General features: G+C 62.4%; 24 protein-coding genes and 2 tRNA genes. 13 read left to right on the top strand and 13 right to left on the bottom strand.

All coding sequences use genetic code 11. The annotated features are described in order from the left end of the window. Positions 1-43: 43 nt before the first annotated feature. Positions 44-853: an alpha/beta fold hydrolase gene (locus C8C96_RS18205; protein ID WP_121943215.1), complete on the bottom strand. Its 810-nt coding sequence runs from the start codon at positions 851-853 to the stop codon at positions 44-46. Between the two features lie 274 nt (positions 854-1,127). On the opposite strand from C8C96_RS18205, the gene C8C96_RS18200 reads away from it, so the two are divergent. The 4 genes from C8C96_RS18200 (at position 1,128) to C8C96_RS18185 (ending at position 8,038) form a co-directional block, all read left to right on the top strand. Beyond that, positions 1,128-1,667, top strand: coding sequence for a chemotaxis protein CheW (locus tag C8C96_RS18200; RefSeq protein WP_056067332.1), 540 nt, complete (start codon positions 1,128-1,130; stop codon positions 1,665-1,667). A gap of 43 nt (positions 1,668-1,710) precedes the next feature. Beyond that, positions 1,711-3,510 carry a methyl-accepting chemotaxis protein gene (locus C8C96_RS18195; RefSeq protein WP_121943214.1) on the top strand — a complete coding sequence of 600 codons (1,800 nt, stop codon included), beginning with the start codon at positions 1,711-1,713 and terminating at the stop codon, positions 3,508-3,510. Positions 3,511-4,092: 582 nt separating this feature from the next. Next, positions 4,093-5,886, top strand: coding sequence for a methyl-accepting chemotaxis protein (locus C8C96_RS18190; protein ID WP_121943213.1), 1,794 nt, complete (start codon positions 4,093-4,095; stop codon positions 5,884-5,886). A 400-nt stretch (positions 5,887-6,286) separates the two neighbouring features. Beyond that, entirely contained in the window at positions 6,287-8,038 is a 1,752-nt protein-coding gene (locus tag C8C96_RS18185) for a methyl-accepting chemotaxis protein (RefSeq protein ID WP_121943212.1), read from the top strand. A gap of 105 nt (positions 8,039-8,143) precedes the next feature. Here the strand turns inward: C8C96_RS18185 and C8C96_RS18180 are convergent, their stop codons facing one another. Further along, positions 8,144-9,403, bottom strand: coding sequence for a GNAT family N-acetyltransferase (locus tag C8C96_RS18180; RefSeq protein ID WP_121943211.1), 1,260 nt, complete (start codon positions 9,401-9,403; stop codon positions 8,144-8,146). A gap of 80 nt (positions 9,404-9,483) precedes the next feature. Here C8C96_RS18180 and C8C96_RS18175 point away from each other — a divergent pair, with 80 nt between their 5' ends. After that, positions 9,484-11,142, top strand: a complete 1,659-nt coding sequence (locus C8C96_RS18175; RefSeq protein WP_121943210.1) for an NAD+ synthase — start codon at positions 9,484-9,486, stop codon at positions 11,140-11,142. 54 nt (positions 11,143-11,196) lie between these two features. Next, on the top strand, positions 11,197-11,535 hold the full coding sequence (locus C8C96_RS18170; protein WP_015013651.1) for a P-II family nitrogen regulator: 339 nt from the start codon (positions 11,197-11,199) through the stop codon (positions 11,533-11,535). Between the two features lie 173 nt (positions 11,536-11,708). Here C8C96_RS18170 and C8C96_RS18165 read toward each other — a convergent pair whose 3' ends face one another. From C8C96_RS18165 to C8C96_RS18140, 6 genes are read right to left on the bottom strand one after another with little or no spacing between them, the layout of a single operon-like run. Further along, on the bottom strand, positions 11,709-12,302 hold the full coding sequence (locus C8C96_RS18165; protein ID WP_108499924.1) for a TIGR00730 family Rossman fold protein: 594 nt from the start codon (positions 12,300-12,302) through the stop codon (positions 11,709-11,711). Then, a complete protein-coding gene (locus C8C96_RS18160) occupies positions 12,295-12,708 on the bottom strand; it encodes a diacylglycerol kinase (RefSeq protein WP_121943209.1) in 414 nt (137 codons plus the stop codon). The genes C8C96_RS18165 and C8C96_RS18160 overlap by 8 nt, the downstream gene beginning before the upstream one ends. 4 nt (positions 12,709-12,712) lie before the next feature. After that, positions 12,713-13,264, bottom strand: coding sequence for an RDD family protein (locus C8C96_RS18155; protein WP_121943208.1), 552 nt, complete (start codon positions 13,262-13,264; stop codon positions 12,713-12,715). 37 nt (positions 13,265-13,301) lie between these two features. Then, positions 13,302-14,201: a DUF3106 domain-containing protein gene (locus C8C96_RS18150; RefSeq protein ID WP_121943207.1), complete on the bottom strand. Its 900-nt coding sequence runs from the start codon at positions 14,199-14,201 to the stop codon at positions 13,302-13,304. Positions 14,202-14,221: 20 nt separating this feature from the next. After that, a complete protein-coding gene (locus tag C8C96_RS18145) occupies positions 14,222-14,677 on the bottom strand; it encodes a DUF3619 family protein (protein WP_056067352.1) in 456 nt (151 codons plus the stop codon). Continuing rightward, positions 14,674-15,243 carry an RNA polymerase sigma factor gene (locus tag C8C96_RS18140; RefSeq protein ID WP_056067354.1) on the bottom strand — a complete coding sequence of 190 codons (570 nt, stop codon included), beginning with the start codon at positions 15,241-15,243 and terminating at the stop codon, positions 14,674-14,676. Before C8C96_RS18140 ends, C8C96_RS18145 begins: the two co-directional genes overlap by 4 nt. 292 nt (positions 15,244-15,535) lie before the next feature. Between C8C96_RS18140 and C8C96_RS18135 the strand changes: the two genes are divergently transcribed. From C8C96_RS18135 to pbpG, 6 genes are all read left to right on the top strand, one after another. Then, positions 15,536-17,329 (top strand): acetolactate synthase 3 catalytic subunit, encoded by a 1,794-nt coding sequence (locus C8C96_RS18135; RefSeq protein ID WP_056067357.1) that lies wholly within the window; start codon positions 15,536-15,538, stop codon positions 17,327-17,329. Between the two features lie 144 nt (positions 17,330-17,473). Further along, positions 17,474-17,965, top strand: a complete 492-nt coding sequence (gene ilvN / locus C8C96_RS18130; protein ID WP_015013659.1) for an acetolactate synthase small subunit — start codon at positions 17,474-17,476, stop codon at positions 17,963-17,965. Between the two features lie 63 nt (positions 17,966-18,028). Next, positions 18,029-19,045 (top strand): ketol-acid reductoisomerase, encoded by a 1,017-nt coding sequence (gene ilvC, locus C8C96_RS18125; protein WP_056067358.1) that lies wholly within the window; start codon positions 18,029-18,031, stop codon positions 19,043-19,045. A gap of 192 nt (positions 19,046-19,237) precedes the next feature. Then, a complete protein-coding gene (gene pssA / locus C8C96_RS18120; RefSeq protein ID WP_056067359.1) occupies positions 19,238-20,071 on the top strand; it encodes a CDP-diacylglycerol--serine O-phosphatidyltransferase in 834 nt (277 codons plus the stop codon). Positions 20,072-20,277: 206 nt separating this feature from the next. Further along, positions 20,278-21,816, top strand: coding sequence for a 2-isopropylmalate synthase (locus C8C96_RS18115; RefSeq protein WP_121943206.1), 1,539 nt, complete (start codon positions 20,278-20,280; stop codon positions 21,814-21,816). 115 nt (positions 21,817-21,931) lie between these two features. Beyond that, the gene (gene pbpG / locus C8C96_RS18110) at positions 21,932-23,008 is read left to right on the top strand and encodes a D-alanyl-D-alanine endopeptidase (RefSeq protein ID WP_121943205.1); all 1,077 of its coding nucleotides are present in this window, start codon (positions 21,932-21,934) and stop codon (positions 23,006-23,008) included. Positions 23,009-23,284: 276 nt separating this feature from the next. On the opposite strand, the gene C8C96_RS18105 is transcribed toward pbpG, so the two are convergent. The 5 genes from C8C96_RS18105 to C8C96_RS18085 all read right to left on the bottom strand — a co-directional run bounded on the left by C8C96_RS18105 (position 23,285) and on the right by C8C96_RS18085 (position 26,008). After that, positions 23,285-24,112, bottom strand: coding sequence for an IclR family transcriptional regulator (locus tag C8C96_RS18105; protein ID WP_116749561.1), 828 nt, complete (start codon positions 24,110-24,112; stop codon positions 23,285-23,287). 56 nt (positions 24,113-24,168) lie between these two features. Further along, positions 24,169-24,927 carry an arginyltransferase gene (locus C8C96_RS18100; protein WP_121943204.1) on the bottom strand — a complete coding sequence of 253 codons (759 nt, stop codon included), beginning with the start codon at positions 24,925-24,927 and terminating at the stop codon, positions 24,169-24,171. Beyond that, complete coding sequence (gene aat / locus C8C96_RS18095; RefSeq protein WP_121943203.1) at positions 24,924-25,679, bottom strand: leucyl/phenylalanyl-tRNA--protein transferase; 756 nt, start codon at positions 25,677-25,679, stop codon at positions 24,924-24,926. Before aat ends, C8C96_RS18100 begins: the two co-directional genes overlap by 4 nt. Before the next feature lie 110 nt (positions 25,680-25,789). Further along, a tRNA-Asn gene (locus C8C96_RS18090) sits at positions 25,790-25,865 on the bottom strand. 67 nt (positions 25,866-25,932) lie between these two features. Beyond that, positions 25,933-26,008, bottom strand: a tRNA-Asn gene (locus C8C96_RS18085). A gap of 164 nt (positions 26,009-26,172) precedes the next feature. Here C8C96_RS18085 and def point away from each other — a divergent pair. Further along, positions 26,173-26,712 carry a peptide deformylase gene (gene def / locus C8C96_RS18080; RefSeq protein ID WP_121943202.1) on the top strand — a complete coding sequence of 180 codons (540 nt, stop codon included), beginning with the start codon at positions 26,173-26,175 and terminating at the stop codon, positions 26,710-26,712. Positions 26,713-26,743 lie beyond the last annotated feature (31 nt).

Raw genomic sequence — 26,743 nt, 5'->3', positions numbered from 1 at the left:
TGCCTTCCATTCAGCCCGGCCAGTGGACTGTTCTGTGCCCTCGTCAGCGGTGCGGGTTGGGGTACACCAGATGCAGCCCTGGCAGCTGCGGGCGCTGGAAGGGTTGCCACACCACGCCCGGCCCGTGCGGCTGGCCCAGGCGGTCGGCCACGGCCCACCAGGCGCTCGGGTTCAGGCCGATGCCAAAGTGGCTGGCCACCACTTCGATGTTCTCGGTATGCGGGTTGTGGTCTGCGGGAGCCTGGATGCTGCCGCGCCAGGCCACCACGCCGTCGGTGCGTGAGTAGATGCTGGTGGTGGGCACCGGGGGCGCCTCGGGCAGGTTGTAGTTCTCGGTTTCGCGCTCGATGCTGCGGCCGCTGGCGAACTGGTAGATGCGCCATGCGTTGGTAGAGGTGTGAGGCCCGGCAAAGGGCGTGCCCAGGGTCACCACGCAGCGCACCAGGTCAGGCATTTCCTTGGCCAGCTCGCGGGCGTAGATGCCGCCCAGGCTCCAGCCCACCAGGCTGACCTTGCTGCCGCTGGCATCGGCCGCTTGCTGCAACTGGGCCTTAGCGTTTTCCAGCACGCCCTCGCGGGGCCCCAGGTTCAGGCCCTGGCCCCAGCCCAGCGTGTTGTAGTTGCGCGATTCGAGGTAGCGGCGCAGGGGCAGGGTGGTGGCGTCGCCAGCTGTCAGGCCCGGAAACACGATGACCGTGTGGCCATCGCCCAGTGGAGCGCGCTGCAGAACGGGCCATGCGGGCAGCACGGCGCCAAATTCCCAGGGGGCCCGCAGCTCCAGCGCCAGCAAGGGGAGGCTGGGCGGTGGCATGTGGTCAGGGGCAGCGGATTTGCGGTCGGAGAAGAGAGGCATCAAGTCGTCGTTCCAAAACGGGCGCCTGCCGGGCAAGGCAGGCGGGTCGTGCGACGGTAGCAGTTTTTGCGCACCAAGGCGGGGCGCGAAATGGAGCAAGCTCTCCAATTGCCCCCGCCCGGACCGGGGGAGTCCCCTTCGGATTGCGGGGGGGATTGCCCGCGAATGTCACATTTTGCAACCGTGCGCTGCTATGCTTTGGATAGCTTTTGCGTTCGTCGCGTTCTGGCGCTGTTCGCAACCCTCCCGTTCCAACCGCCTGAAAGCCCGCGCCATGACCGCTATTGCCGACGCCGCTGCGCCTGCCGCCACCCACTCTGCGCACCGCGCGCTGGCCCCAAGCCCTACCGCAGCCCCTCGTGAATTCCTGACCTTTCGCCTGGGTGCGGAGGAGTACGGCATTGACATCCTGCGCGTGCAGGAGATCCGCTCATACGAGAGACCCACGCGCCTGGCGCAATCGCCCGACTTCATCAAGGGCGTGATCGATCTGCGCGGCCGCATCGTGCCCATCCTGGATCTGCGGGTGAAGCTGCAATGCCCTGAAGCCAGCTACACCGACTTCACCGTGGTGATCATTCTGGACATCGGCTCTACCGTGATTGGCGCGGTGGTGGACGCGGTGGCCGATGTGGTCTCGCTCACTCCCGACCTCATCAAGCCCACGCCCCAGTTCGAGCGGCAGGGCCATGTGGACCCGGCCTTTGTCACTGGCATTGCCAGCCTGGGCGAGCGCATGCTGATCGTGATGGACATCGAGGCCCTGCTCAGCAGTGACGAAATAGGACTGGTGAGATCAGCTGTGCACAGGTAATGTGGCAACCCACTACACAAGATCAACACAGAGGAGAAGAAGGATGAATCAGTTAAAGATTTCAACCCGGCTGGCTGTGGCATTCGCCGTCATGGTGCTTCTGTTGGTCGCTTTGGGGGCTGTGGGCCTGGTGCGGTCAGCCAACCAGCGCGAAGAACTCAAGGATGTGATCGATGTCCGAATACCCATCGTCAAAGCGCTGGGTGCCCTCAACGACGGCGTGAACGAGCAGGCGATTCAGCTCCGCAACCTGGCGATCTTCACCTCGGATGCGATCGTGAAATCGGCGACAAGTCAGATAGCGGCTGCAGCGACGGATGTGGACGCGCAGTACAAAACACTGAACACGTTGGTCAGCTCTGAAAAGGGCAAGGAACTGATGGCGCGCATGCAGCAGCGGCGCGGTGATTTCTTGAAGCTGAGAGATCAATACCTGGCGGCACTCCAGCAAGGGCAGCGCGACGAAGCCCTGAAGCTGCTGGAAGAGCAACTGCGCCCTGCGCAGCGGGCCTACATGGCCGCCATAGACGAACAGTTTGAATTTCAATCGCAGAGAACTGTGGACGCCGGCGCGCGCGCCGAAGCTGCCGCCGTGTCGCTGCAGCGCGATGTACTCATCGCGGGTGCGCTGGCCATCGCCATCGCCATCTTTCTGGCCATCACCATCATCCGCTCCATCACCCGCCCCCTGGCGCAGGCGGTGGAAGCAGCCGACCGCGTGGCCGGTGGCGACCTGAGCGGCCAGATCGTCGTGCAGTCCAAGGACGAAACCGGCCACCTGCTCAGCGCCCTGCAGCGCATGCAGCAAAGCCTGGTCAACACCGTCAGCTCGGTGCGCCAGAACGCCGAAGGCGTAGCGTCGGCGAGCGCACAGATCGCCTCAGGCAACAACGACCTGAGCGCACGCACAGAGCAGCAGGCCTCGGCCCTGGAAGAAACAGCCGCCTCGATGGAAGAACTGGGCTCGACCGTGCGCCAGAACGCCGACAACGCACGCGCCGCCAACCAGTTGGCCGTGAGTGCAAGTACCGTGGCCGTACAAGGCGGAGACGTGGTGGCTGAAGTCGTCGAGACCATGAAAGGCATCAACGCCAGCAGCAACAAGATCGCAGACATCATCAGCGTCATCGACGGCATCGCCTTCCAGACCAACATCCTGGCGCTCAACGCAGCCGTCGAAGCCGCCCGCGCCGGCGAACAAGGCCGAGGCTTTGCCGTGGTGGCCGGAGAAGTGCGCAACCTGGCAGGGCGCAGCGCAGAAGCCGCCAAAGAAATCAAAGCCCTCATCACCGCCAGCGTAGAACGCGTGGAACAAGGCACCGCCTTGGTGGACAAAGCCGGAGCCACCATGACCGAAGTCGTCAGCGCCATCCGCCGCGTGACCGACATCATGGGAGAGATCAGCGCCGCCAGCAGCGAACAAAGCGCAGGAGTCGGCCAGGTGGGAGAAGCCGTCACGCAAATGGACCAGGCCACCCAGCAAAACGCCGCCCTGGTGGAAGAAATGGCAGCGGCTGCCAGCGCCCTGAACGCCCAGGCCGGAGAACTGGTCAACGCCGTGGCCGTGTTCAAGCTCGACGCCAGCAGCACGAACAGCAGCTACAGCCAGAACCGCCACACGGCAGCCCCCGCCCGCACCCCCATAGCAGCGCCCAGCTACAAAGCCCCGGCCCGCAGCACCAGCCTGGGCAAAAGCGCCAAGACCGGCAGCAAACCCGCCGCCAGCTTGGCGGCGCCCAAGGCCAGCAGCCCGGCAGCCTCACCTGCCGCCAAGCCTGCAGCGCCCAGCCCGGCCCCGGCACCCAAGGCTGCGGGAAGCGACGACGACTGGGAGAGCTTCTGACCAGGGCCCGCAGGCCCCTGGGTGAAGAAATCGGGTCAAAACGGCTGTAAGCGCAAGTAGAGCATGCGCTGACAGCTATCAAAAACAAAGCAAGAAAGCACGCAGAGGGGGCTACCTTCTGCGTGCTTTTTTGGTGATGGCTGAAGGCATGCGTGGGGCGGGTCTGCCACCCGCTGGCGCGATGCTTGCTGCAGGTGCGTGATGGCGAGTTGCCGTTATGGGCAGCGGCGCGCCAATGTTGGCGGGCGATTTGTACGCAAACGTAACGGAAAGCGCTATGCTGAGCGGGCCCGCCACGGCGCGCGGCTCGTCGGTGGGTGGACATTCCTTTTTTGGCGCCGTTCTCCACAGGAGTTCTGCAATGGACCGAGGTTTCAACGCGTCGCGCACGTGCATGGGTGGCCGCCCCATCATCACCAGCGCGAGTTGCTGTGCGCCTGCCGTGTGGTCTGCGACGCCAACCGTGGCGCCGCCCAGGCCACGCCTGAGTCTGCTGCGCGCTCCCCATATGCCCCTTTCCAACCGCTGGTGCGCTGCCAGCCGGGCGCAGCCTGTTTGCTTGTTTCCCTCAGGAGTGTTGTCATGAACCAGTTCAAGATTTCCACCCGCCTGGCGGGTTTGCTTGCGGCCTTGTGTCTGCTGGTGTTGCTGGTGGGCGTGGCGGGGCTGTATGGCATGGGCAATTCCAATGCCGGGCTCAAGTCGGTATACGACGACCGGGTGGTGCCGCTCAAGCAGATCAAGGTGGTGGCGGACATGTATGCGGTCAACGTGGTGGACACGGCCCACAAGGTGCGTGACGGTACGCTGACACCCGCACAGGGCCTGCAGTCGGTGGCCGATGCGCGCAAGGCCATCGATGCCAACTGGAAGGCCTATCTGGCCACCCAGCTGGTGCCGGAGGAAACGCAGTTGGTCGAGCGCTTCAAGCCGCTGCAGGCCAAGGCAGATGCGGCCACCGATGTACTGGCGGGGCACTTCAAGTCGGGCGATGTGGCGGCCCTGACCGCGTTTGCGGCCAAGGAGATGTACCCCGCCATCGACCCATTGCAGGAGGTGCTGGGCCAGCTGATGCAGGTGCAGCTGGACCGTGCCAAGGCCGAGTACGACAGTGCGGCCGCCAGCTACCAGACCATCCGCGCACTGGCGGTCACGGCCGTGGTGGCGGGCATCGTGCTGGCGGTGCTGATGGGCGGCGCCATGATCCGGCAGATTTCGCGTGCGCTGGGCGATGCGGTGCAGATCACTGACGCGGTGGCGCAGGGCGACCTGACCGTGGCGATCCATGCGCGGGGCAAGGACGAGATCGCCCAGTTGCTCAGCGGCCTCACCGCCATGCGGGACAACCTGGCGCATGTGGTGTCGGGCGTGCGTGGCAATGCCCAGGGCGTGGCGTCGGCCAGTGCCGAGATCGCATCGGGCAACAACGACCTGTCCATCCGCACCGAGCAGCAGGCCAGCGCGCTGCAGGAAACCGCTGCGTCGATGGAGGAGCTGAGTTCCACCGTCAAGCAAAACGCCGACAACGCGCGCCAGGCCAACCAGCTGGCGATGAGCGCATCCACCGTGGCGGGGCAGGGCGGCGATGTGGTGGCCGAGGTGGTGACCACCATGAAGGGCATCAACGACAGCAGCAAAAAGATCGCCGACATCATCAGCGTGATTGACGGCATTGCGTTCCAGACCAACATCCTGGCGCTGAATGCGGCCGTGGAGGCCGCCCGCGCGGGCGAGCAGGGCCGGGGCTTTGCGGTGGTGGCGGGCGAGGTGCGCAATCTGGCCCAGCGCAGTGCCGAGGCGGCCAAAGAGATCAAGTCGCTCATCACTGCCAGCGTGGAGCGGGTCGAGCAGGGCACCCAGCTGGTGGACAAGGCGGGCATCACCATGACCGAGGTGGTGGGCGCCATTCGCCGCGTGACGGACATCATGGGCGAGATCAGCGCCGCCAGCAGCGAGCAGAGCACGGGCGTGTCGCAGGTGGGCGAGGCCGTCACGCAGATGGACCAGGTCACCCAGCAGAACGCGGCGCTGGTCGAGGAAATGGCGGCTGCTGCCAGCAGCCTGAGCCACCAGGCCCAGGCCTTGGTGGGGGCGGTGGCGGTGTTCAAGCTCACGGCCGACCAGGCACGGGCATCGCGGCCTGGCGGCGCTGTGGACCCGGTGCCGCGCCCTGCGCCTGCAGCGGACACGCGCAAGGCGGCGATGGGTGGCCATGCCGCGGGCAGCAAGGCAACCCTTGCTTTGCGCTCTCCCTCTGCTCCTGCCGCCAAAAAGGCACCTGCTGCCAGTGCCACCACCAAGGCCGCGGGCGCCGCACCCAAAGCAGCCCCACAAGCAGTGGCTGCCGGTGCCGAGGACGACTGGGAGAGCTTTTGACCGACGGCAGGCCATGCCTGCACCGTTTGTAAGCGTGACGCCCCGTTTTGGGGCGTAGACTTCCCCAAGTTGGTTCAGTGCTTGGCACTGCGCCGACAGCGCCCGCGATGTAGCACTCCAGCCCGTGCGTGCGCTGCACGCACGGGGCCTTGTGCGCTGTTTTGATATCCCCACGGCTGACACAGGGGGCCGCACCCATGCCCCCACCGGCGCAGCGCTTGCGCAGTGGGCCGTCGACTCTCTTGTGATGATTCAAATTGATAAAATCATATTTATCATAAATATGATATAATTATCACATTCCAGCCGCTGATTCCTTGTTGTCCCGCGCAGGTGCGTGGCACCACATCGGCGCACCCATGGCTGGCAAAAGCCCCCATAAAAACCACGAAAGATTCCCATGAGCAACCTGAAAATCGGAGCGCGTCTGAGCCTGGCCTTTGGCCTTGTGCTGTTGATCACCGCCACCATCGCCGCCACCGGCGTCTGGCGACTGGCGGTACTCAAGGAGGCCAGCAGTCGCATTGCCACTGTCGAAATGGAACGCAACGCCCTGGCGCAGGAGTGGAAGGCGGCCATCGACCTGAATTGGGTGCGGGCGTCGGCGTCGCTCAAGGCCACGGACGCGGGTTACATCCAGTCGCTCACGGCGGACATGGCCACCACGTCCCAACGGGCCAGCGAGGCGCAAAAGAAGCTGGAGGCGCTGGTGGACGACCCCACCGAAAAGGCGCTGATGGAGCGTGTGGCGGTGACCCGCAAGGCCTATGTGGACGCGCGCGCCAAATTGCTGGAGCGCAAGAAGGCCGGGGAAGACGTGTTTGCGCTGGTGGACAGCGACCTCAAGCCCCTGGCCACCGCTTACCTGCAGTCGCTGGCCGATGTGGCGGACAACACGCACAAGCAGCTCGATGAGTTCGAGGGCGCCATCATCCAGGCCGCAGGCACCAGCCAGTGGGTGCTGGCGCTGGGGGCGGTGGTGTCGGTGGTGCTGGGCGCACTGTTTGCGCTGTGGACCACGCGTTCCATCGTGGGGCCGGTGCAGCGTGCGGTGCAGGCGGCCGATGAAATCAGCCACGGCAATCTGTCGGTGCAGATTCCCGACGTGGGCAACGGCCGCAATGAGATGGCCCAGCTGCTGCGCTCGCTGGACGAAATGCAGCAAAACCTGTCGCGCATCGTGGGGCATGTGCGCTCCGGCTCCGAGAACGTGGCCACGGCGTCGTCGGAGATCGCCCAGGGCAACAACGACCTGAGCGCTCGCACCGAGCAGCAGGCCAGCGCCCTGCAGGAGACGGCAGCATCCATGGAGCAGCTCAATTCGACCGTGCGCCAGAACGCCGACAACGCCCGCCAGGCCAACCAGCTTGCGCAGAGCGCATCGACGGTGGCCGTGCATGGCGGAGAGGTGGTGAGCCAGGTGGTGGACACCATGAAGGGCATTCACGACAGCAGCAGCAAGATCGCCGACATCATCGGTGTGATCGATGGCATTGCCTTTCAGACCAACATCCTTGCGCTGAACGCGGCCGTCGAAGCGGCGCGTGCGGGTGAGCAGGGCCGGGGCTTTGCGGTGGTGGCGTCCGAGGTGCGCAGCCTGGCGGGCCGTTCGGCCGACGCGGCCAAGCAGATCAAGACCCTGATCAACGACAGCGTGGAACGCGTGGCCGCAGGCACCACGCTGGTCGATCAGGCGGGTGCAACCATGACCGAGGTGGTGGGCTCCATCAAACGTGTCACGGATTTGATGGGCGAGATCAGTGCCGCGAGCTCTGAACAAAGCCAGGGTGTGGCCCAGGTGGGCGAGGCTGTGACACAGATGGACCAGGTCACCCAGCAAAACGCTGCCCTGGTGGAAGAAATGGCCGCTGCCGCTGCCAGCCTCAACAACCAGGCGCAGGACCTGGTGAGCACGGTGGCGTTCTTCAAGCTGTCGCCAGCGCAGGCTGCGCAGCCGGCTGCGTCTGCCTTTGCGTATGTGCCCAAGGCTGCAGTCCCATCTCCGGCCTTGGCCGGTTCCAGCCGACCAGCCCCCGTGGCCCAGTCCAAGGTGCCGCCCCTGCGTGCGGCCGCCAAGCCCGCACCGGCTCTTGCGTCAACGGCGCCAGCTCGTTCGGGCAGCGGCAATGATGCTGACTGGGAGAGTTTTTGACAGTGACTCGCCGCCCTCGGCAGGCGTGACGGGCCCTGCCTTCGCCATGTGTTGGTTCAAACCTGGCTTTGATCTTGTCCGCGCGTCCTGCCTGACCGTTGCAGGTCAGGCGGCCTTGAAGGGGCTTCGCGCTTGCAGGTCGCCGAGGTAGCTTTCCACGCCAGCGCCTTCGCGGTCCAGAAAGCGCTGCACCGCCTCAGCAAATGCCGGGTGTGCCAGCCAGTGCGCGCTGGTGGCCTGCACGGGCAGCAGCGCGCGGGCCATCTTGTGTTCGCCCTGGGCGCCCCCCTCAAACCGCACGGCACCGTGGGCGATGCACCACTGCAGCGGCTGGTAGTAGCAGGCCTCGAAGTGCAGGCAGTCCACGCGCTCCAGCGCGCCCCAGTAGCGGCCGTAGGCCACCAGCTCGGAGCGTGATTCGGGGCCTGATTCAGCGTCTTTTTGGGCTGATGCGCCAGATGCATATGCGCCGATAGCTATCAAACTGCTAGCAATAGGCCTCCCGTCCCGCTCCCCCACAAACAGCAGCCAGGCCTCGGGCATGTCCGCTGCCATGCGGGCGAAGAAGTCGCGCGTGAGGTAGGGCGGGTTGCCGTGCTCCAGATAGGTGCGCTCGTAGCAGCGGTAGAAAAAATCCCAGTCTGCAGCGCTGATGTCCGCCCCGCGTGACCAGCGGAAGGTGACTCCGGCATCGGCAACGCGGCGGCGCTCCTGGCGGATCTTCTTGCGTTTGTCTTGCGACAGGCTGGCGAGGAACTGGTCAAAGTCCTGGTAGCGCGGGGTTTCGCCGTCGGTGGCGGCTACCCCCTGGGCCGCAGGGAGCGTGGGCCGTTCATTCTTCCAGTGAAACTGCACGGTGTGCCGCAGCATCAGGTCTTGTTGTGCGCTGGTCAGCACATCGTCATCGCTGGCAAACAGCACATGCACGGACGACACGTCTTCTTGCTCACACCACTGGCACACCGCCTGCACCAGCAGGGCGCGCGTGGCGGCATCGCGGGCCAGCAGCCGGCTGCCTGGCACGGGCGTAAAGGGCACGGCAATGACGGCCTTGGGGTAGTAGGGCACACGGTGCTGCTCGTAAGCGCTGGCCCAGGCCCAGTCAAACACATATTCGCCGTACGAATGGCTCTTGAGGTACAGCGGGCAGGCGGCCACCATGGTGTCGCCATCCCACAGCGTCATGAAGCGGGGTGTCCAGCCAGTGCGCGGCGTGGCGCTGCCGCTGCTTTCCAGCGCGGCCAGGTATTCATGCCGCATGAAGGGCGTGGGGTGGCTTTGCTGCGCCAGCAGGTGGTTCCAGGCGGTAGTGTCCACGTCCAGCACGGAGGGGAGCACGCGGGCGATAATGGCAGCTTCAGCCATGCAGGCCCCTGTGATGCACCTTTGATTGCGGGCCTGCAACGGCGGTATTCAACCTGGCCGCAGGGGCCGATTCCAGTTCCATGACGCTCTCCATTTGCACTGCGCAGCTCAACTTTGTTGTGGGCGACATGCCCGGCAACGCCCAAAAGATCATTGCGGCAGCCCGCGAGGCCTATGCCCAGGGCGCTCGCCTGTTGCTGACACCGGAGCTGGCCATCTGCGGCTACGCGGCCGAAGACCTGTTCCTGCGCCCTGCCTTCATTGCGGCCTGCGATGATGCCGTGAAAACCGTGGCCCGCGAGACTGCGGGGTTGAAAGGCCTGGCCATCGTGCTGGGCCACCCGCAGGCCATGGTCCCTGGCGCCCAGGCCTTCAGCGTCTGCTTCAACGCCGCCAGCGTGGTGCGCGACGGCAAGATCGAGCAGACCTACGCCAAGCGCGAGCTGCCCAACTACCAGGTGTTTGACGAGCGGCGCTACTTCGTGCCCGGCAGCAAGCCCTGTGTGTTCGAGGTGGAAGGCGTGAAGGTGGGTGTGCTGGTGTGCGAAGACGCCTGGTTTGCCACCCCCGCGCGCGATACCGCTGCCGCCGGTGCGCAGTTGCTGGCAGTCATCAATGCATCGCCTTTCCACCTGGGCAAGGGCACGGAGCGCGAGGCCACCATGCGCGCCCGTGTGGTCGAGACGGGCCTGCCGCTGGTTTACGCCCACCTGGTGGGCGGGCAGGACGAGGTGGTGTTCGAAGGCCGCTCGTTTGCGCTGGCCGCCGACGGCTCGGTGGCGGCGCGGGCACCTGCTTTTGTGGAAAAACTGGTCTATGCGCTAGTCGAATCTGCCCAGGGTGCTATCAAAATTGCAGCAGAGGTTGCCCCAGAGCGCACGCTGGAGGCCGACCTGTGGGATGCCCTGGTGCTGGGTGTGCGCGACTATGTGGGCAAGAACGGCTTCCCGGGCGCGCTGCTGGGGTTGTCGGGCGGCATCGACTCGGCGCTGGTGCTGGCGATTGCGGTGGACGCGCTCGGTGCCGACAAGGTCCGCACGGTGATGATGCCGTCGCCCTACACCGCCGACATCAGCTGGATCGACGCGCGCGACATGGCCACGCGCATGGGCGTGCGCTACGACGAGATTTCGATCAAGCCGCAGTTCGAGGCCTTCAAGGCCGCGCTGGCCACCGAATTCGCCGGGCTGCCCGAAGACACCACCGAAGAAAACCTGCAGGCGCGCATCCGGGGCACGCTGCTGATGGCGCTGTCCAACAAGTTCGGCGCCATCGTGCTGACCACCGGCAACAAGAGCGAGATGTCCACCGGCTACTGCACGCTGTACGGCGACATGGCCGGCGGCTTTGCCGTGATCAAGGACGTGGCCAAGACCCGGGTGTTTGACCTGGCCCGCTGGCGCAATGCCAACGACCCGTATGGCACCTGCGCCAGCCCCATCCCTGAGCGCATCATCACCCGGCCGCCCAGTGCCGAGCTGCGACCCGACCAGAAGGACCAGGACAGCCTGCCGCCGTATGAGGTGCTGGACGCCATCGTGGCCCGCTACATGGAAAACGATGAGCCCATCGAGTCCATCATCGCCAGCGGTTTCGCCCGGGCCGATGTCGAGCGCGTGACGCGCCTGATCAAGCTCAACGAGTACAAACGCCGCCAGGCGCCAGTAGGGATTCGTGTCACGCGCCGCAGCTTTGGCAAGGACTGGCGTTACCCTATCACCAGCAAATTCAGGGCGTGACGCTTCGGCGCCGTGCCCCCAGCCCGATTTTTTACATCCTCCAGGAGACCCGCCATGAAAATGATCACCGCCGTCATCAAGCCCTTCAAGCTCGAAGAAGTCCGCGAAGCCCTGGCCGAATGCGGAGTGACCGGCCTCACGGTGACCGAAGTGAAGGGTTTTGGCCGCCAGAAAGGCCATACCGAGCTGTACCGCGGCGCGGAATACGTCGTGGACTTTCTGCCCAAGGTGAAGGTCGAGGTCGTCGTCAAGTCCGAGGATGTGGACCGCTGCGTGGACGCGATCGTGAACGTGGCGCGCACCGGCAAGATCGGTGACGGCAAGATCTTTGTGACCGCCGTGGAGCGCACGGTGCGCATTCGCACGGGCGATCTGGACGACGCAGCGGTCTGAGGTGACAACCCTCTGAGTCGCTTCTTACCTTGCCCTTTCTCTTGAACGGCTGCGCCATTGGAGAAAAGGGAGGTAACGCCAGCGCAAGCAAGCGAAGCGCCGCATGCGCAGTCTGTTGGCCCTTGCTCGGTGGCCTTGGCTTGTGGGCCGCTCGAGTTTCGGAGTGCGGGGAGTCAGATCACCGAGCGCAGCGGGACGGGCGCTTGGTCGGGCCCCGCGTCTTGCACCAGCGCGCGCAGCAGGGCTTCTGCATCGGTGGATGCGTGCAACAGGCCCATCTGCCATTCACCCATGAAGCCACTGGCCACGCTGCCCTGCAAGAAACCCAGCAGGCCGTCGTAGTAGCCCGCCACATTCAGCAAGCCCAAGGGCTTGTCGTGGTAGCCCAGCTGGCGCCAGGTCCACACTTCAAACAGTTCTTCAAAGGTGCCGATGCCGCCGGGCAAGGCGAGGAAGGCATCGCTGCGCTCTGCCATCATGGCCTTGCGTTCGTGCATGGTCTGCACGATGTGCAGCTCGTCACATTGGCGGTTGGCCAGCTCCTTGTCCACCAGCGCCTGCGGTATCACCCCCACCACCCGACCGCCCGCCAGACGCGTCGCCTCGGCCACCGTGCCCATCAGGCCACTGCGGCCACCGCCGTATACCAGTTGTCCGTTGTGGGCGCCGATCCATTGGCCCACTGCCTGCGCCGCCTGGGCATAGGCGGGGTTGTCGCCGGGGCGCGATCCGCAATATACGCACACAGAAAAAGTGGGTTCAGCCATGGAAAAACCTCTGAAACAATGCGGCGGCCCAGATGCCGATGCACAGCAGCAAGGCCAGCAGAACCGCTGCGCTGCCCATGTCCTTGGCGCGTTTGGACAGGTCATGCCACTCGGGCCCGATGCGGTCGATGGCGGTCTCGATGCCCGTGTTGAGCAACTCCACAATCATCACGATGACCACGGAGCCCGCCAACAAGGCGACTTCGACCCAACTGCGGCCCAGCCAGAGCGACAGCGGCAGCAGCACCATGGCGGCGATGGCCTCCTGGCGAAAGGCCTTCTCGTTCCAGCCGGCCCGCAGCCCTTCCATGGAATAGCCGGCGGCATGCCAGATGCGGTTGAGACCCGTGCGCGCCTTTTGGGGGTTGGCCGGAGCGTCCGGAGAAGGAGGGGAAGAGGGTTGCATGCGCTTATTTTTTGGGAATTTCGTAGTGCACCAGCCGGGTGCCGGCCAGCGCGTCGTGCCAGAACTGCCGCGTGGGGTGGAACCGGCTGAGCAGCGCCCAGATGGCCACCCAGCCCAGCACGATCACGGCCGACTCACCCCCCGACAGGGAAAATGGTGCGATTGCCGCCAGCGGCGGCAAAAACCATAGCCAGCTCAATACATACCGCAACAAGGCGCGCGGCTGGCTGATGGGTTGCCCTGCAGTGCCCACCACGCGGATGTGCCAGGTTTTCTGTGCGAGGGTCTGGCCTTTGGCCCAGAACCAGGTGAAATAAATACCGAACACCACAAAGAGAAAGGCTTGCAGCGCATGGCGGTTGTCCATCGCATTGCGCGTCTGGCTCAGCGTGCCAAACAGGTACCCGGCGATAAAGACCACGCCGAACATCAGCATGCCTTCGTACAGCCAGCAGGCCATGCGCCGCCACAGGTTGGGCGTGGGGCCGCCCGTGAGGACACCGCTTGATGCGTTGGCCGCAGGCTGGGGCGTGGTGGGAGAGGGAGAAACAGACATTCCAGGTCAGGCCCGTCGGGCCAGGGCAGGTTGAAACCTACTGAGGATACAGGCCGGAGGTGTCAGGTGTTACCGCGGGGGCGCCGGGCGAGCCCGTGCTGTCGGCTCCGCCAGAGCCCAGGGGCGGAAGTACAGCAGGCACCGCACTGGGGATCGCCACGGGCGCTGTTTCCACGCCACCCGTCGAGGTTGCCGGCGCTGAGGATGCGGGGGCGGATGGCATCGCAGGCGCCATCGGTTGAGGCACTGGGGCCGCAACGCGGGGCGAGTGGTCTACCACCGGTGGAATCTTGGGGGCGTTGGGCCGATCAGGGTTGGCTTGCGTTGCTGCGGGCACCTGGGCCAGCTTTTTGGGCGAGACAGGGCGCAGGGCCGTGGCAGCCCCATGGGGATTGGGGGTCGCCTTGGAGGCCAACGCCTTGCGTTCTTCGTCAGACAGTGCCTGGTAGGCCTCCCACTGCGCCCGTTTGTCGTCCCCAGCCAGGCGCTTGGTGACCGCGTAGTTCAAGCGTGCCTGGTTGCGCTGCTGGGCACTCAGATTGGCCCAGTCGGTGATGCGGTCATGGAACTTGCGTTGTTCCTCTTCCGAAAGACTGGGGTAGTTGATGGCCAAGTCCAGCCAGCGGCGTTTTTGGGCTTCGCTGATCAGCGCCCAGCGTTCCGACAGCGGATACAGCGCCAGTTTTTGCGCCGTGGTGAGCGTGCCCCAGCCTGGTCCTGATTCCGTGGCTGGGGGCATGTTCACCGCAGACAGGTCTGTGCGGGCGTTATTGGGGCGGGCCACTGCGGCCTCAGCGCCCGCCTGGAGCACTGTGCTGGGGGCCATGCGCATCTGCACCAACGCCTGCCAGCCACCAGCGGTAAGCGCACCCAGAAGCGCCAATGCCAGCACGAAGGCTGGCAGCGTGGAGGGAGCTTCAGAGGGGCTTGGGTGCATGCAGTCCAGAGTCAGGCAGGTCAGTTTGACTGCGCGGAGGTCTTGAGGAATTGTACGAAGCCCGGGTCCGAATAAGCGGCGGGAGGCAGGTCATCGGTCAGCAGAGCGGCATCTACCTCGGCCACATCGTTGGCACTGCGTTCGTCCTGCGCGATGTTGATGACCACCAGTCCCACGACCAGCGCCAGCAGAGGCACGGCGGACACCAGGGCATTCCACCAGCCACCGCCTTCGCCGCCACGGCCCAGTGTGGCGGTGCTGCCTGCGTTGACCACCACTGCTGCGGGGGCGGTGCGATGCACCGGCGCGGTGACTTTGCGTTTGGCCAACGCCTGCATGCGCGAGGCGCGCAGCCGCTCGGAGATGTCATAGGGCAGGGCGTCGGTGCCGCTGGACAGGCGCGCCGTGACGCGCAGCGCAAAGCGCTCGGCAGCAGCTTCAGCTTGGGTCGGTGGGGTCTGTACAGTGTTCTTCATGGCTCGATTCCTTTGGCCTTCAGTGCCTTGCTGAGGGTTTGTATGGCGCGAAAGCAGTGTGTTTTGACACTGCCTTCGGAGCAGCCCATGGCGGCAGCCGTCTCTGCGACGTCCATTTCCTCCCAATAACGCATCAGGAACGCTTCCCGTTGACGTGGTGGCAACTCTGCAATTTCTTCTTCAATGCCCTGGAATATCTGGGCCCGGCGGGTCAGGTCTTCCGCGCTTTCGGCTTTGTCGCCGTCTTCTGTCCCTGAGTACGCTTCGAGCAGATCAAAATCCGTGCCATCTTCACCTGGGCCTTCGAAGTCGCTCATGCTCGAAAACAGTGCATTGCGCGTCTTCTGGCGGCGAAACCAGTCCAGGGTGCAGTTGGAAAGAATCCGCTGGAAGAGCATGGGCAGTTCGCCCGCCGGTTTGTCCCCGTAATGCTCGGCCAACTTGAGCATGCTGTCTTGCACGATGTCGAGCGCCGCTTCCTCGTTGCGAACGTGGTAGACCGAGCGCTTGAACGCGCGCTTTTCTACGCTTTTGAGGAAATCGGAAAGTTCTTGTTCGGTTGCCAAGACGGGTCAGCCCGGGAGGAGATCGGCGCAGATATCTGCAGTTTCGCAACTCAACGGCGCCGTAAAACCGCAGATTATCGCACCCGCCGGAGTTTTTTTCGGCTGCGGAGCGTTTTGTGAGTGTTGCAGTGCGATAATCGGGTTGCAATTCAAAAGGCAAACGGGTCACGGTCCGGCGCGGCAATCATCCCGCCCATGTCCTTGGCCTCAAGTTCCAAGCTGGCTTCAAAAGAGCGCGTGCGAGGGGCACCCAAGGTTTTTCGTCAGAGAAATTCACAAAGGTTGATCGATCATGGAAATCTCCAAGGCTGAAATCTCTTCAGCAGCTGCTGCTTCGCAGGGCAACACTTCTCCCGCTTCCGGTTCGCAGGACCTCATGGGTTCTGAGATCCTCATCAAGGCCCTCCAGGCAGAGAACGTCCAGTACATCTGGGGCTACCCTGGCGGCGCGGTTCTGTACATATACGACGCGCTCTACAAGCAAGACACCATCCAGCACGTGCTGGTGCGTCACGAACAGGCCGCCGTGCACGCTGCCGACGGCTACGCCCGCGCCACGGGTGAAGTCGGCGTAGCCTTGGTCACTTCGGGTCCCGGCTTGACCAACGCCGTGACCGGCATCGCCACCGCGTACATGGATTCGATTCCCATGGTGATCATTTCTGGTCAGGTGCCCACGCCCGCCATCGGGCTTGATGCCTTCCAGGAGTGCGATACGGTCGGTATCACCCGCCCCATCGTCAAGCACAATTTTCTCGTCAAGGACCCGCGCGACCTGGCCGCGACGATGAAGAAGGCCTTCCATATTGCCCGTACCGGCCGCCCAGGCCCTGTGGTGGTGGATGTGCCCAAAGATGTTTCCTTCAAGAAGGTGCCTTACACCGGCTACCCGCAAACGGTAGAAATGCGCTCGTACAACCCCGTGCGCAAGGGCCATGGCGGACAGATCCGCAAGGCCCTGCAGTTGCTGCTGGCGGCCAAGCGCCCTTATATTTACACGGGCGGCGGCGTGCTGTTGGGCAACGCTACCAACGAGCTGCGCACGCTGGTGGACATGCTGGGCTACCCGGTCACCAACACGCTGATGGGCCTCGGAGCCTACCCCGCATCGGACCGCAAGTTCCTGGGCATGCTGGGCATGCACGGCACCATCGAAGCCAACAACGCAATGCAGAACTGCGACGTGCTGCTGGCAGTGGGTGCGCGCTTTGACGACCGGGTGATCGGCAACCCCAAGCACTTCGCGCAGAACGACCGCAAGATCATCCACGTCGATATCGACCCGTCGAGCATCTCCAAACGCGTGAAAGTCGACATCCCGATCGTCGGTGACGTGAAGGACGTGCTCACCGAGCTGATTTCCATGATCCGCGAGAGCAGCACCCGCCCTGACGCCGGTGCCCTGGCTGCCTGGTGGGACACTATTGAAGGCTGGCGCAAGCGCGAGTGCCTGAAGTACAGCATGGGCAGCGGCGATGTGATCAAGCCACAGTATGTGGTAGAGACGCTGTGGAACATGACGAAGGATGGTGATACATACATCACATCCGACGTGGGGCAGCACCAGATGTGGGCGGCGCAGTACTACCGCTTCGACGAGCCGCGCCGCTGGATCAATTCCGGTGGCCTGGGCACGATGGGTGTGGGCATTCCCTATGCCATGGGGATCAAGCTGGCCAAGCCACAGTCCGAAGTGTTTTGTATTACGGGCGAAGGCTCGGTGCAGATGAACATCCAGGAACTGTCCACCTGCCTGCAATACAACACGCCGATCAAGATCTGCTCGTTGAATAACCGTTATCTGGGCATGGTGCGCCAGTGGCAGGAGATCGAATACTCCGGTCGGTACAGCCACAGCTACATGGACGCGCTGCCCAACTTCGTGAAGCTGGCTGAGGCCTATGGCCACGTAGGGATGCTGATCGAGCACCCCAAGGACGTGGAGCCAGCATTGCGCGAAGCCCGCAAGCTGAAGGACCGCACGGTGTTCATGGACTTCCGTACCGACCCCACCGAGAACGTGTTCCCGATGGTGCAGGCCGGCAAGGGCATCACCGAAATGCTGCTGGGGTCGGAAGACCTTTAAGTCAAATCGGCCTCAGGCGCATGTTTTTCATGCGCTACCAGCTATCGAATAGATAGCATCTAAATTTTTGACGAATCTATTGCCTGCCAAGCCCATGCATTACCGTGCATGGGGGAGGGCAGCAAAAAGAGGAATCTCTTCATCATGAAACACATCATTGCTGTCTTGCTGGAAAACGAGCCTGGTGCTCTTTCCCGCGTCGTGGGTCTGTTCTCGGCCCGTGGCTACAACATCGAGTCGCTCACCGTGGCGCCCACCGAGGATGCATCGCTGTCGCGCATGACCATCCAGACCACGGGCTCCGATGACGTGATCGAGCAGATCACCAAGCACCTGAACCGCCTCATTGAAGTGGTCAAGGTGGTTGACCTCACCGAAGGTGCCTACACCGAGCGTGAGCTCATGATGGTGAAGGTGCGCGCGGTGGGCAAAGAGCGCGAGGAGATGAAGCGCATGGCGGATATCTTCCGTGGCCGCATCATCGACGTGACCGAGAAGAGCTACACCATCGAGCTGACGGGCGACCAGTCCAAGAACGACGCGTTCCTGCAAGCCATCGACCGCACGGCCATCCTGGAAACCGTGCGCACGGGCGCCAGCGGCATCGGCCGGGGCGAGCGCATTTTGCGTGTGTAAGACAATTCACCCCGTTTTTCCCATTTCAATCCCCCCAACAACGCATTTCAACCGGAGCGACCCATGAAAGTTTTCTACGACAAAGACACCGACCTGAGCCTGATCAAGGGCAAGACCGTGGCCATCATCGGCTACGGCTCGCAGGGCCATGCCCACGCACAAAACCTGAACGACAGCGGCGTGAAGGTGGTGGTCGGCCTGCGCAAGGGCGGTGCCTCGTGGGACAAGGTTGGCAAGGCCGGCCTGAATGTGCTGGAAGTCAACGACGCCGTGAAGGCCGCTGACGTGGTCATGATCCTGCTGCCCGATGAAGACATCGCAGCCGTGTACAAGAACAACGTCGAACCCAACATCAAGCAAGGCGCTTCGCTGGCCTTTGCCCACGGTTTCAACGTGCACTACAACCAAGTCGTGCCCCGTGCTGACCTGGACGTGTGGATGGTCGCCCCCAAGGCCCCAGGCCACACTGTGCGCAACACTTACACCCAAGGCGGCGGCGTGCCTCACCTGGTGGCCGTGCACCAAGACAAGTCCGGCAAGGCCCGTGACCTTGCCCTGAGCTACGCAGCAGCCAACGGCGGTGGCAAGGCCGGCATCATCGAGACCAACTTCAAGGAAGAAACCGAAACCGACCTGTTCGGCGAACAAGCCGTGCTGTGTGGCGGTGCCGTCGAGCTGATCAAGATGGGTTACGAAACCCTGGTCGAAGCCGGCTACGCGCCCGAAATGGCCTACTTCGAATGCCTGCACGAGCTCAAGCTCATCGTGGACCTGATCTACGAAGGCGGTATTGCCAACATGAACTACTCGATCTCGAACAACGCCGAATACGGCGAGTATGTGACCGGCCCTGAAGTGATCAATGAGCAGTCGCGCGCTGCCATGCGCAATGCCCTCAAGCGCATCCAGAACGGTGACTACGCCAAGATGTTCATCCAGGAAGGCCGCCTGAACTACCCATCGATGACGGCCCGCCGCCGCAACACGGCCGACCACAGCATCGAAAAGGTGGGCGGCCAGCTGCGCGCCATGATGCCCTGGATCGCCAAGAACAAGCTGGTCGACCAGACCCGCAACTGATGTTTCGTTTCTGAAGCGTCAAAAGGCCACTTCGGTGGCCTTTTTCATTGGCGGGCGGCATGGTGGGCAGGCGCTACACTGCGGCCTTCGCCTTTTGCGCGCTTGGCAGTCGGTATTCCTGCGGGAAATGGTTCAATACTATAAATTTAATAGCTGCTTGTGCAATACTTGCAAGCGCTGGAGGTCTGTTTGATGCATGACGGCAATGAGTCCACCGAGAACCCCGGTGTGATGGTGCGCAAAAGGCGCAAAGGCATCTACATCCTGCCCAATCTGTTCACGCTGGCGGCCCTGTTTGGGGGCTTTTACTCCATCGTCATGGCCATGAATGGCCGTTTTGATCAAGCGGCGGTGGGCGTCTTCTGCGCCATGGTGCTCGACAGCCTGGACGGGCGCGTGGCCCGCATGACCAATACCCAGAGTGCGTTTGGCGAGCAGATGGACTCGTTGTCCGACATGGTGTCCTTTGGTGCTGCGCCTGCCCTGATTGCCTATGAGTGGTCCCTGCAGGGTCTGGGCCGCTGGGGCTGGATTGCTGCGTTTGTGTACTGCGCCTGTGCGGCGCTTCGCCTGGCGCGCTTTAACGTGAATACGGGCGTTGTGGACAAGCGCTATTTCCAGGGGCTGCCTTCGCCAGCCGCTGCGGCCTTGGTGGCAGGGTTTATCTGGTTGATGACCGAGCTGGGCGTGCGTCCCGGCGAAGATCACTGGCTGACATGGAGCCAGGTGACCTGGATCATGTTCTCCTTCACGCTGTATGCAGGGCTCACCATGGTGACCAATGTGCCGTTCTACAGCTTCAAGGATGTGCAGATGAAAAAGAGCGTGCCTTTTGCTGCCATCGTGCTCATCGCGCTGGGCATCGCTGTCATCAACATTCACCCCCCTATCGTGCTGTTTGGTGTGTTCGTGTTCTATGGCCTGAGTGGTTATGGCGTGTACGCCTGGCGCAAGGCCAAAGGGCAGCACAGCAGCGTGATCAGCACCTCTACCGACGAACCCGACGAGCGCGGTCTGCACAAGTGATGGCCGTGATATCCGGCCAGTTGTGCTACATTGCGCCATATGAATTTGTTTGCTTTGGCGCTACTGCTACCTCCCCACGGGCGGAGACAGTAGGCGCACGCGCACACTTTTCCACAAAGGCCCGTTTGCACCTGCGACGGGCCTTTTGTTTTGGGCGCCAGATTTCTACGTTGCGGGGCCCCACCCACTGATACCAGGAGAACAACATGGCTGACAAACTGATCATTTTCGATACCACCTTGCGCGATGGGGAGCAGTCTCCCGGCGCCTCGATGACCAAGGACGAGAAGCTGCGCATTGCCCGCCAGCTCGAGCGTCTGAAGGTGGATGTGATCGAGGCCGGTTTTGCAGCCAGCTCCAATGGCGACTTTGAAGCCGTGCAGGCGATTGCCAACGCCATCAAGGAGTCCACCATCTGTTCCCTGTCTCGGGCCAATGATCGTGATATTTCACGCGCTGCCGAGGCCCTCAAGGGTGCGGCGAGTGCCCGTATTCACACCTTCATTGCCACTTCGGCGCTGCACATGGAGAAAAAGCTGCGGATGACGCCTGACCAGGTGCTGGAGCAGGCCAAACAGTCGGTCCGTTTCGCCCGCAACCTGGTGGGTGACATTGAGTTCAGCCCTGAGGACGGCTACCGCAGCGACCCCGATTTTTTGTGCCGCGTGCTGGAAGCCGTGATTGCAGAAGGTGCCACCACCATCAACGTGCCCGATACCGTGGGCTATGCCGTTCCGGAGTTGTACGGCAACTTCATCAAGACACTGCGCGAGCGCATCCCCAATAGCGACAAGGCGATCTGGTCGGTGCATTGCCACAATGATCTGGGCATGGCGGTGGCCAACTCGCTCGCCGGTGTGAAGATTGGCGGTGCGCGGCAGGTCGAATGCACCATCAACGGTCTGGGTGAGCGCGCCGGTAACTGCTCCCTCGAAGAGGTGGTGATGGCAGTCAAGACCCGCCGTGACTACTTTGGCCTTGAACTGGGGATTGATACCCAGCACATAGTCGCAGCCAGCCGCATGGTCAGCCAGACCACTGGTTTTGTGGTGCAGCCCAACAAGGCCGTGGTGGGTGCCAACGCATTTGCTCATGCCAGCGGTATCCACCAGGATGGCGTGCTCAAGGCACGCGATACCTACGAGATCATGCGGGCGGAAGATGTGGGCTGGAGCGCCAACAAGATCGTGCTGGGTAAGCTCAGTGGTCGTAACGCCTTCAAGCAGCGCCTGCAGGAACTGGGTGTCAGCCTGGACAGCGAAACCGAAGTCAACACCGCTTTCACGCGCTTCAAGGAATTGGCCGATCGCAAGAGCGAGATCTTTGACGAAGATATCTTGGCACTGGTGAGCGACGAGAGCGTGACTGCTGAAAAAGAGCAGTACGGGTTCGTATCGTTGTTCCAGCAAAGCGAAACCGGTGAGCAGCCCCGTGCACGTATTGTGTTCACTGTGGATGGGCATGAAGTGCGCGGCGAGGCCGAGGGCAACGGTCCTGTCGACGCCTCGCTCAAGGCCATCGAATCGCATGTGAAGAGTGGCGCCGAAATGGTGTTGTATTCCGTCAATGCCATCAGTGGCTCTACCGAGAGCCAGGGCGAGGTCACGGTGCGGTTGCAGAACAGCGGGCGTGTGGTGAATGGGGTGGGCGCGGACCCAGACATCGTCGTGGCGTCGGCGAAGGCCTACCTTAGCGCTTTGAACAAGTTACAAAGTAAAGCCGATCGGGTGGCCGCACAAGGCTGAGTGATCAATTTATAATTCACTCACTTTCTCGGAAAGTCGCGCAAGGTATTGATCTTGCGCGACTTTTTTTGATTCTGTACACTGCTCAATAATTCTTACCGTTTGGAGCACTTTGATGCACCATCGCCGCAACGCTGCAGTGAATCGATTTTTCCAGTGGATGGGTTTCGCGCTCGTGAGCGCTGCCCTCATTTCGCCCTCTGTGCATGCGGCAGATGTCAAAAAGCCAGGGGTCAAAAAACAGCAGGTCAGCGCAAGCAACGCCAAGCGTGCCGTGGTAACACGCAAGGTGGCCGCCAGCATCAAGCCCACGCGCGTCGCTGCCCGGACTGCCAAAGCACCTACCAAGGTGGCGTTTGTTCCAGCCAAGCCCTCTTTCGGCCAGATGGCGGGCTTGCACGAGGTCAATGATCCGCTGGACCTCAAGTCCAGCGTAGCGCTGGTGGTGGACCAAGACACCCATGAGGTGTTGCTCCGCAAGAACGATCAGGCTGTGCTTCCCATCGCCTCGCTGACCAAGCTCATGACGGGCATGCTCATTTCGCAGGCCAAGTTGCCCATGGACGAACCTGTCACCATCACGCAGGACGATGTAGATACCGAAAAGGGGAGCCGGTCGCGTCTGACCGTGGGTACCACGCTAACGCGTGGCGAGATGCTGCACTTGGCGCTGATGTCCAGCGAGAACCGGGCAGCCCATGCACTGGGTCGTACTTACCCGGGTGGGTTGGAGGTCTTTGTGACGCAAATGAACGCCAAGGCCAAGTCGCTGGGCATGAACGATACCCACTATGTGGAGCCCACGGGTCTGTCCAGCCGTAACCAGTCCAGTGCCCGCGATCTTGCAACGCTGGTGGGTGTGGCGCATGGAGATCCTTTGTTGCGCGAGCTGTCCACTTCCCCCGGCTATGAAGTGGCGGTGGGGCATAAGACGCTTCAGTACAACAACACCAACGGTCTCGTGAAAAATCCTACCTGGGACATCGGTCTGCAGAAGACCGGTTATATCTCCGAGGCAGGGCGTTGCTTGGTGATGCAAGCCCAGGTGGCGGGACGCAAATTGATCATGGTGTTCCTGGACTCTGCAGGTAAATTCAGTCGACTGGGCGATGCCGAGCGGGTGCGCCGCTGGGTGGAGTCGAATCCTTCGCTGGCCGCACCTTTACAGGCGGTACGGAGCAACAACGGCTGATAGGCAGACATCTCCCCACATGCGCCTGACAGGCTGGTCCTGTCAGGCGTTTTCTTTTGTAGTGCGAGCCCGGCCTTGCAAACGGTCTTGGGTAAATCGGGTCAGCGGGTATCTCTTGTCTTGAATGGGTTGGGATGCGATGAGCTGGCAAGACCATGCCGGAGGCCTGCTGCGCGTGTCCCTCCCACACCGTGCAGCGCCTGCCTCGATGCCTCAATACGCCACTGCGGCCCCCCCCCATGGCGCCATTGGCAAATGGGGTGTGGATGCAGAATATCAGCGCAATTCGGTGCGTTGGTTGGTGATTGGGTTATGACTGGCGTCGGTACTTGGCGTATGGCCCAGGGCCAGTGAAATTTCGTTCGCCGTTGCTTGCAGCTTGGGCAGCCAGCCTTCATCCAGTCTGTCAGCGGGGGCAGAAATGGACAGGCCTGCTACCAGTTTTCCCTGGTCGTCATACACACCGGCTGCCATACAGCGCACGCCCAACTCAAGCTCTTCGTTATCGCGGGCAATGCCGTATTGCCGGGCCTTTGCCAGTTCTCGCTCCAGCACGGGCAGCTGGGTGATGCTGTTGCGGGTGTGACCTGCAAGACCGGTGCGGGTGGCGTAGGCACGAACGCGCTGGGGGTCATCCAGTGCGAGGAAGAGCTTTCCTGTAGAGGTCAGGTGCAGTGGTGCCCTGCCGCCAATGGCTCGCACCACCTGCATACCCGACCGCTCACTGTAGGCGCGCTCCACATACACAATCTCATCGCCCTGGCGCATGCTCAGGTTCACGGGCTGCTGGATCAGCTTGTGCAGACTGCGCATGGGGGTCAGCGCCGCATCACGAACGCTCAGGCGTGCCTTCACCAGGTTGCCCAGCTCCAGCAGTCGCATGCCCAGCCGGTAGCTGCCCGATTCGGGGCGGTCCACAAACCGTCCGATGGTCAGGTCGTTCAGGATGCGGTGAGTCGTAGAGGGGTGCAGCCCTGTCTTTTCGCTGATTTCCTTGAGGGAAATCGCCTCTTCACGAGAAGCCAGAACATCGATCAGAGTGAACATGCGCTCAAGCACCTGAACGCTGGGTTTGAGAGGGATGCTGGAATCGGTTTTTTTCATGAGCGGCTATGGTGCGAAGGCCGCTACATTTTATCTTGTGAAATGTTAACGCGTATTCAGGTGCTCGCGTGGCCGGTGTCTGCTACCCGGTGCCATAGCCCATCGGTACGGATTTCATGGGGCACAAAGCGTGCCTTGTAGTTCATCTTGGGGCTGGTTTCTATCCAGTACCCCAGGTAGACATGGGGGAGGCCTAGTGCATGGGCTTGCGCAATTTGCCACATGACGTTGTAGGTGCCGTAGCTGCAATGGGGCTCGGGTTCGTAAAACGTATACACGGCAGACAGGCCGTCATCGAGCACGTCAAGAATGGAGACCATCTTGAGCGCACCGGGTTCGCCTGATGCGTCTGTCTCGCGGAACTCCACCAGTCTTGAGTTCACCCTGCTTTGCAGCAGAAACTGTGTGTACTGGTCGATGCTGTCATGGTCCATGCCACCGCCTGCATGGCGGCCGTTCTGGTAGCGCAGGTACAGCTGGTAATGTTCGGACACAAAACACAGCCGTAGCACCCGGGCCTGCAGTTTGCCGTGGCGTGTTGCCGCGCGTCTTTGGCTGCGATCAGGCTTGAATTCGTTGACCAGGACCCGCAGCGGTGTACACGCCTGGCATCCGTCGCAATAGGGGCGGTAGGTGAACATGCCACTGCGGCGAAACCCTTTGGTTACGAGGTCGGAATAGAGATCGCTCTGGATCAGATGGCTGGGGGTGGCGACCTGCGATCGTGCCTGACGGTCCGGCAGGTAACTGCAGGGGTAGGGGGCTGTGGCGTAAAACTGCAGGGTCTGCAGTGGAAGGTCATTGAGTTGCGTCATGCCGGATCGATCTTGGTTGGCAGCAGCTCGTTCCAGTATACGGGCTCAAATCTCCAGGGGATGGCAGGCTGTTGTCGCGCTTTGTCCACATGTACCAGGAAATCGGCGCGGGGTATTTCCCGGCCGCCCAGGGAGGTCAGGTGCCGCGTATTCTGCTGGCAGTCAATCAAGGTGATGCCATGGCGGCGGCACAGGCAGACCAAGGCTGCAAGAGCGATCTTGGAGGCGTCGGTCGCATGGGCAAACATGGATTCTCCGAACACCGCACGACCCAGTGCCACGCAGTACAGGCCCCCTATGAGCTGGTCGTCCACCCAGGTTTCCACGCTGTGGGCATGGCCTGCTCGGTGTAAATCAGTGTAGGCGTTCACCATCTCCGGCACGATCCAGGTTCCAGCCTGGCCCTCGCGTTCCTTGGTGGCACAAGCCGTGATGACGTCGTGGAATGCGCTATCGACGCGTATTTCGCAATGCGCCTGTCTGCGAAACGCCTGCAGCCGTTTGTTCAGTGATCGATGCAGCCGAAATTCCGACACTGGCAGCACCATGCGCGGATCGGGTGCCCACCACAGGATGGGTTGCCCAGGGCCATACCAGGGAAAGGTACCCTGCGCATACGCGGCACGGAGGCTGTCCACATCCAGTGCACCACCTGCGGCCAGCAGTCCCGGCGCAGGGTCGCCCTCTCCCCACGCAAGGGTCGGGGCGGGAAGGGGGTCGTCAGGTTCGAGCCAGGGTAGTTGCGGGGGCATGCGGGTGTGTGTCGCAAAGGCACTATTGTCTGGCACGCACTGGCACGCTGCGTGGTGGGGGCGGCCAACAAAAAAGCCCCACACTCACAAAGTGTGGGGCTTTTTCAGATTGGCTCCTCGACCTGGGCTCGAACCAGGGACCTACGGATTAACAGTCCGGCGCTCTACCGACTGAGCTATCGAGGAATGATCGGTATCTATCAACTGACTAATTAAAAGGCCCCGCTTTTTTCATGCAGGGCCTGCAAATTCTTGGCTCCTCGACCTGGGCTCGAACCAGGGACCTACGGATTAACAGTCCGGCGCTCTACCGACTGAGCTATCGAGGAACAAGACTTAGATTATATACACAAAAATTGTGCCGAATCCACAAAACTGACTGCATCGGTTCGCAAACCCACGCGCCAACCTGAAGCCGTATGGCGCGATATGCTGGGCATCCTGCTGCCAATTTGGCAGTCTGTGCCTTGTCTCCAAGCCTGTCTCATATTTCATGACCATCCACACTATTTTGAAAATGGGCGACCCCCGCCTGCTGCGCGTGGCGCAACCTGTCACTGCGTTCGACACTGACGAGTTGCATCAGCTGGTGCGGGATATGTTCGAGACCATGGCCTCCGTGAATGGAGCCGGCCTTGCCGCGCCGCAGATTGGGGTGGATCTGCAACTGGTGATTTTTGGTTCCAACGACCGCAATCCGCGCTATCCGGATCGGCCGCTTGTGCCGCCCACCGTACTGCTCAACCCGGTGATCACGCCCCTGGGGGTGGAAGAAGAGGAAGACTGGGAGGGCTGCCTCTCCGTACCGGGCTTGCGCGGCAAGGTGCCCCGCTGGTGGCGCATCCGCTACACAGGCTTCGATCTGTACGGCGACCCCATTGACCGCACGGTAGATGGCTTCCATGCGCGCGTCGTACAGCACGAATGCGACCACCTGATCGGCAAGCTGTATCCCATGCGGGTGCGTGATTTCACGCAGTTCGGGTTTACCGAGGTGCTGTTCCCGGAGATCAGTGCCACCGAAGACGACTGATAGAGATCCTCTCCTGGGCCTATCCCTGCGC

The sequence above is a fragment of the Acidovorax sp. 100 genome (assembly GCF_003688355.1).
Classification (GTDB): Bacteria; Pseudomonadota; Gammaproteobacteria; order Burkholderiales; family Burkholderiaceae_C; genus Acidovorax; species Acidovorax delafieldii.
The sequence above is the reverse complement of the archived record's forward strand: the minus strand, read 5'-3'. Positions and strand labels throughout refer to the sequence as shown.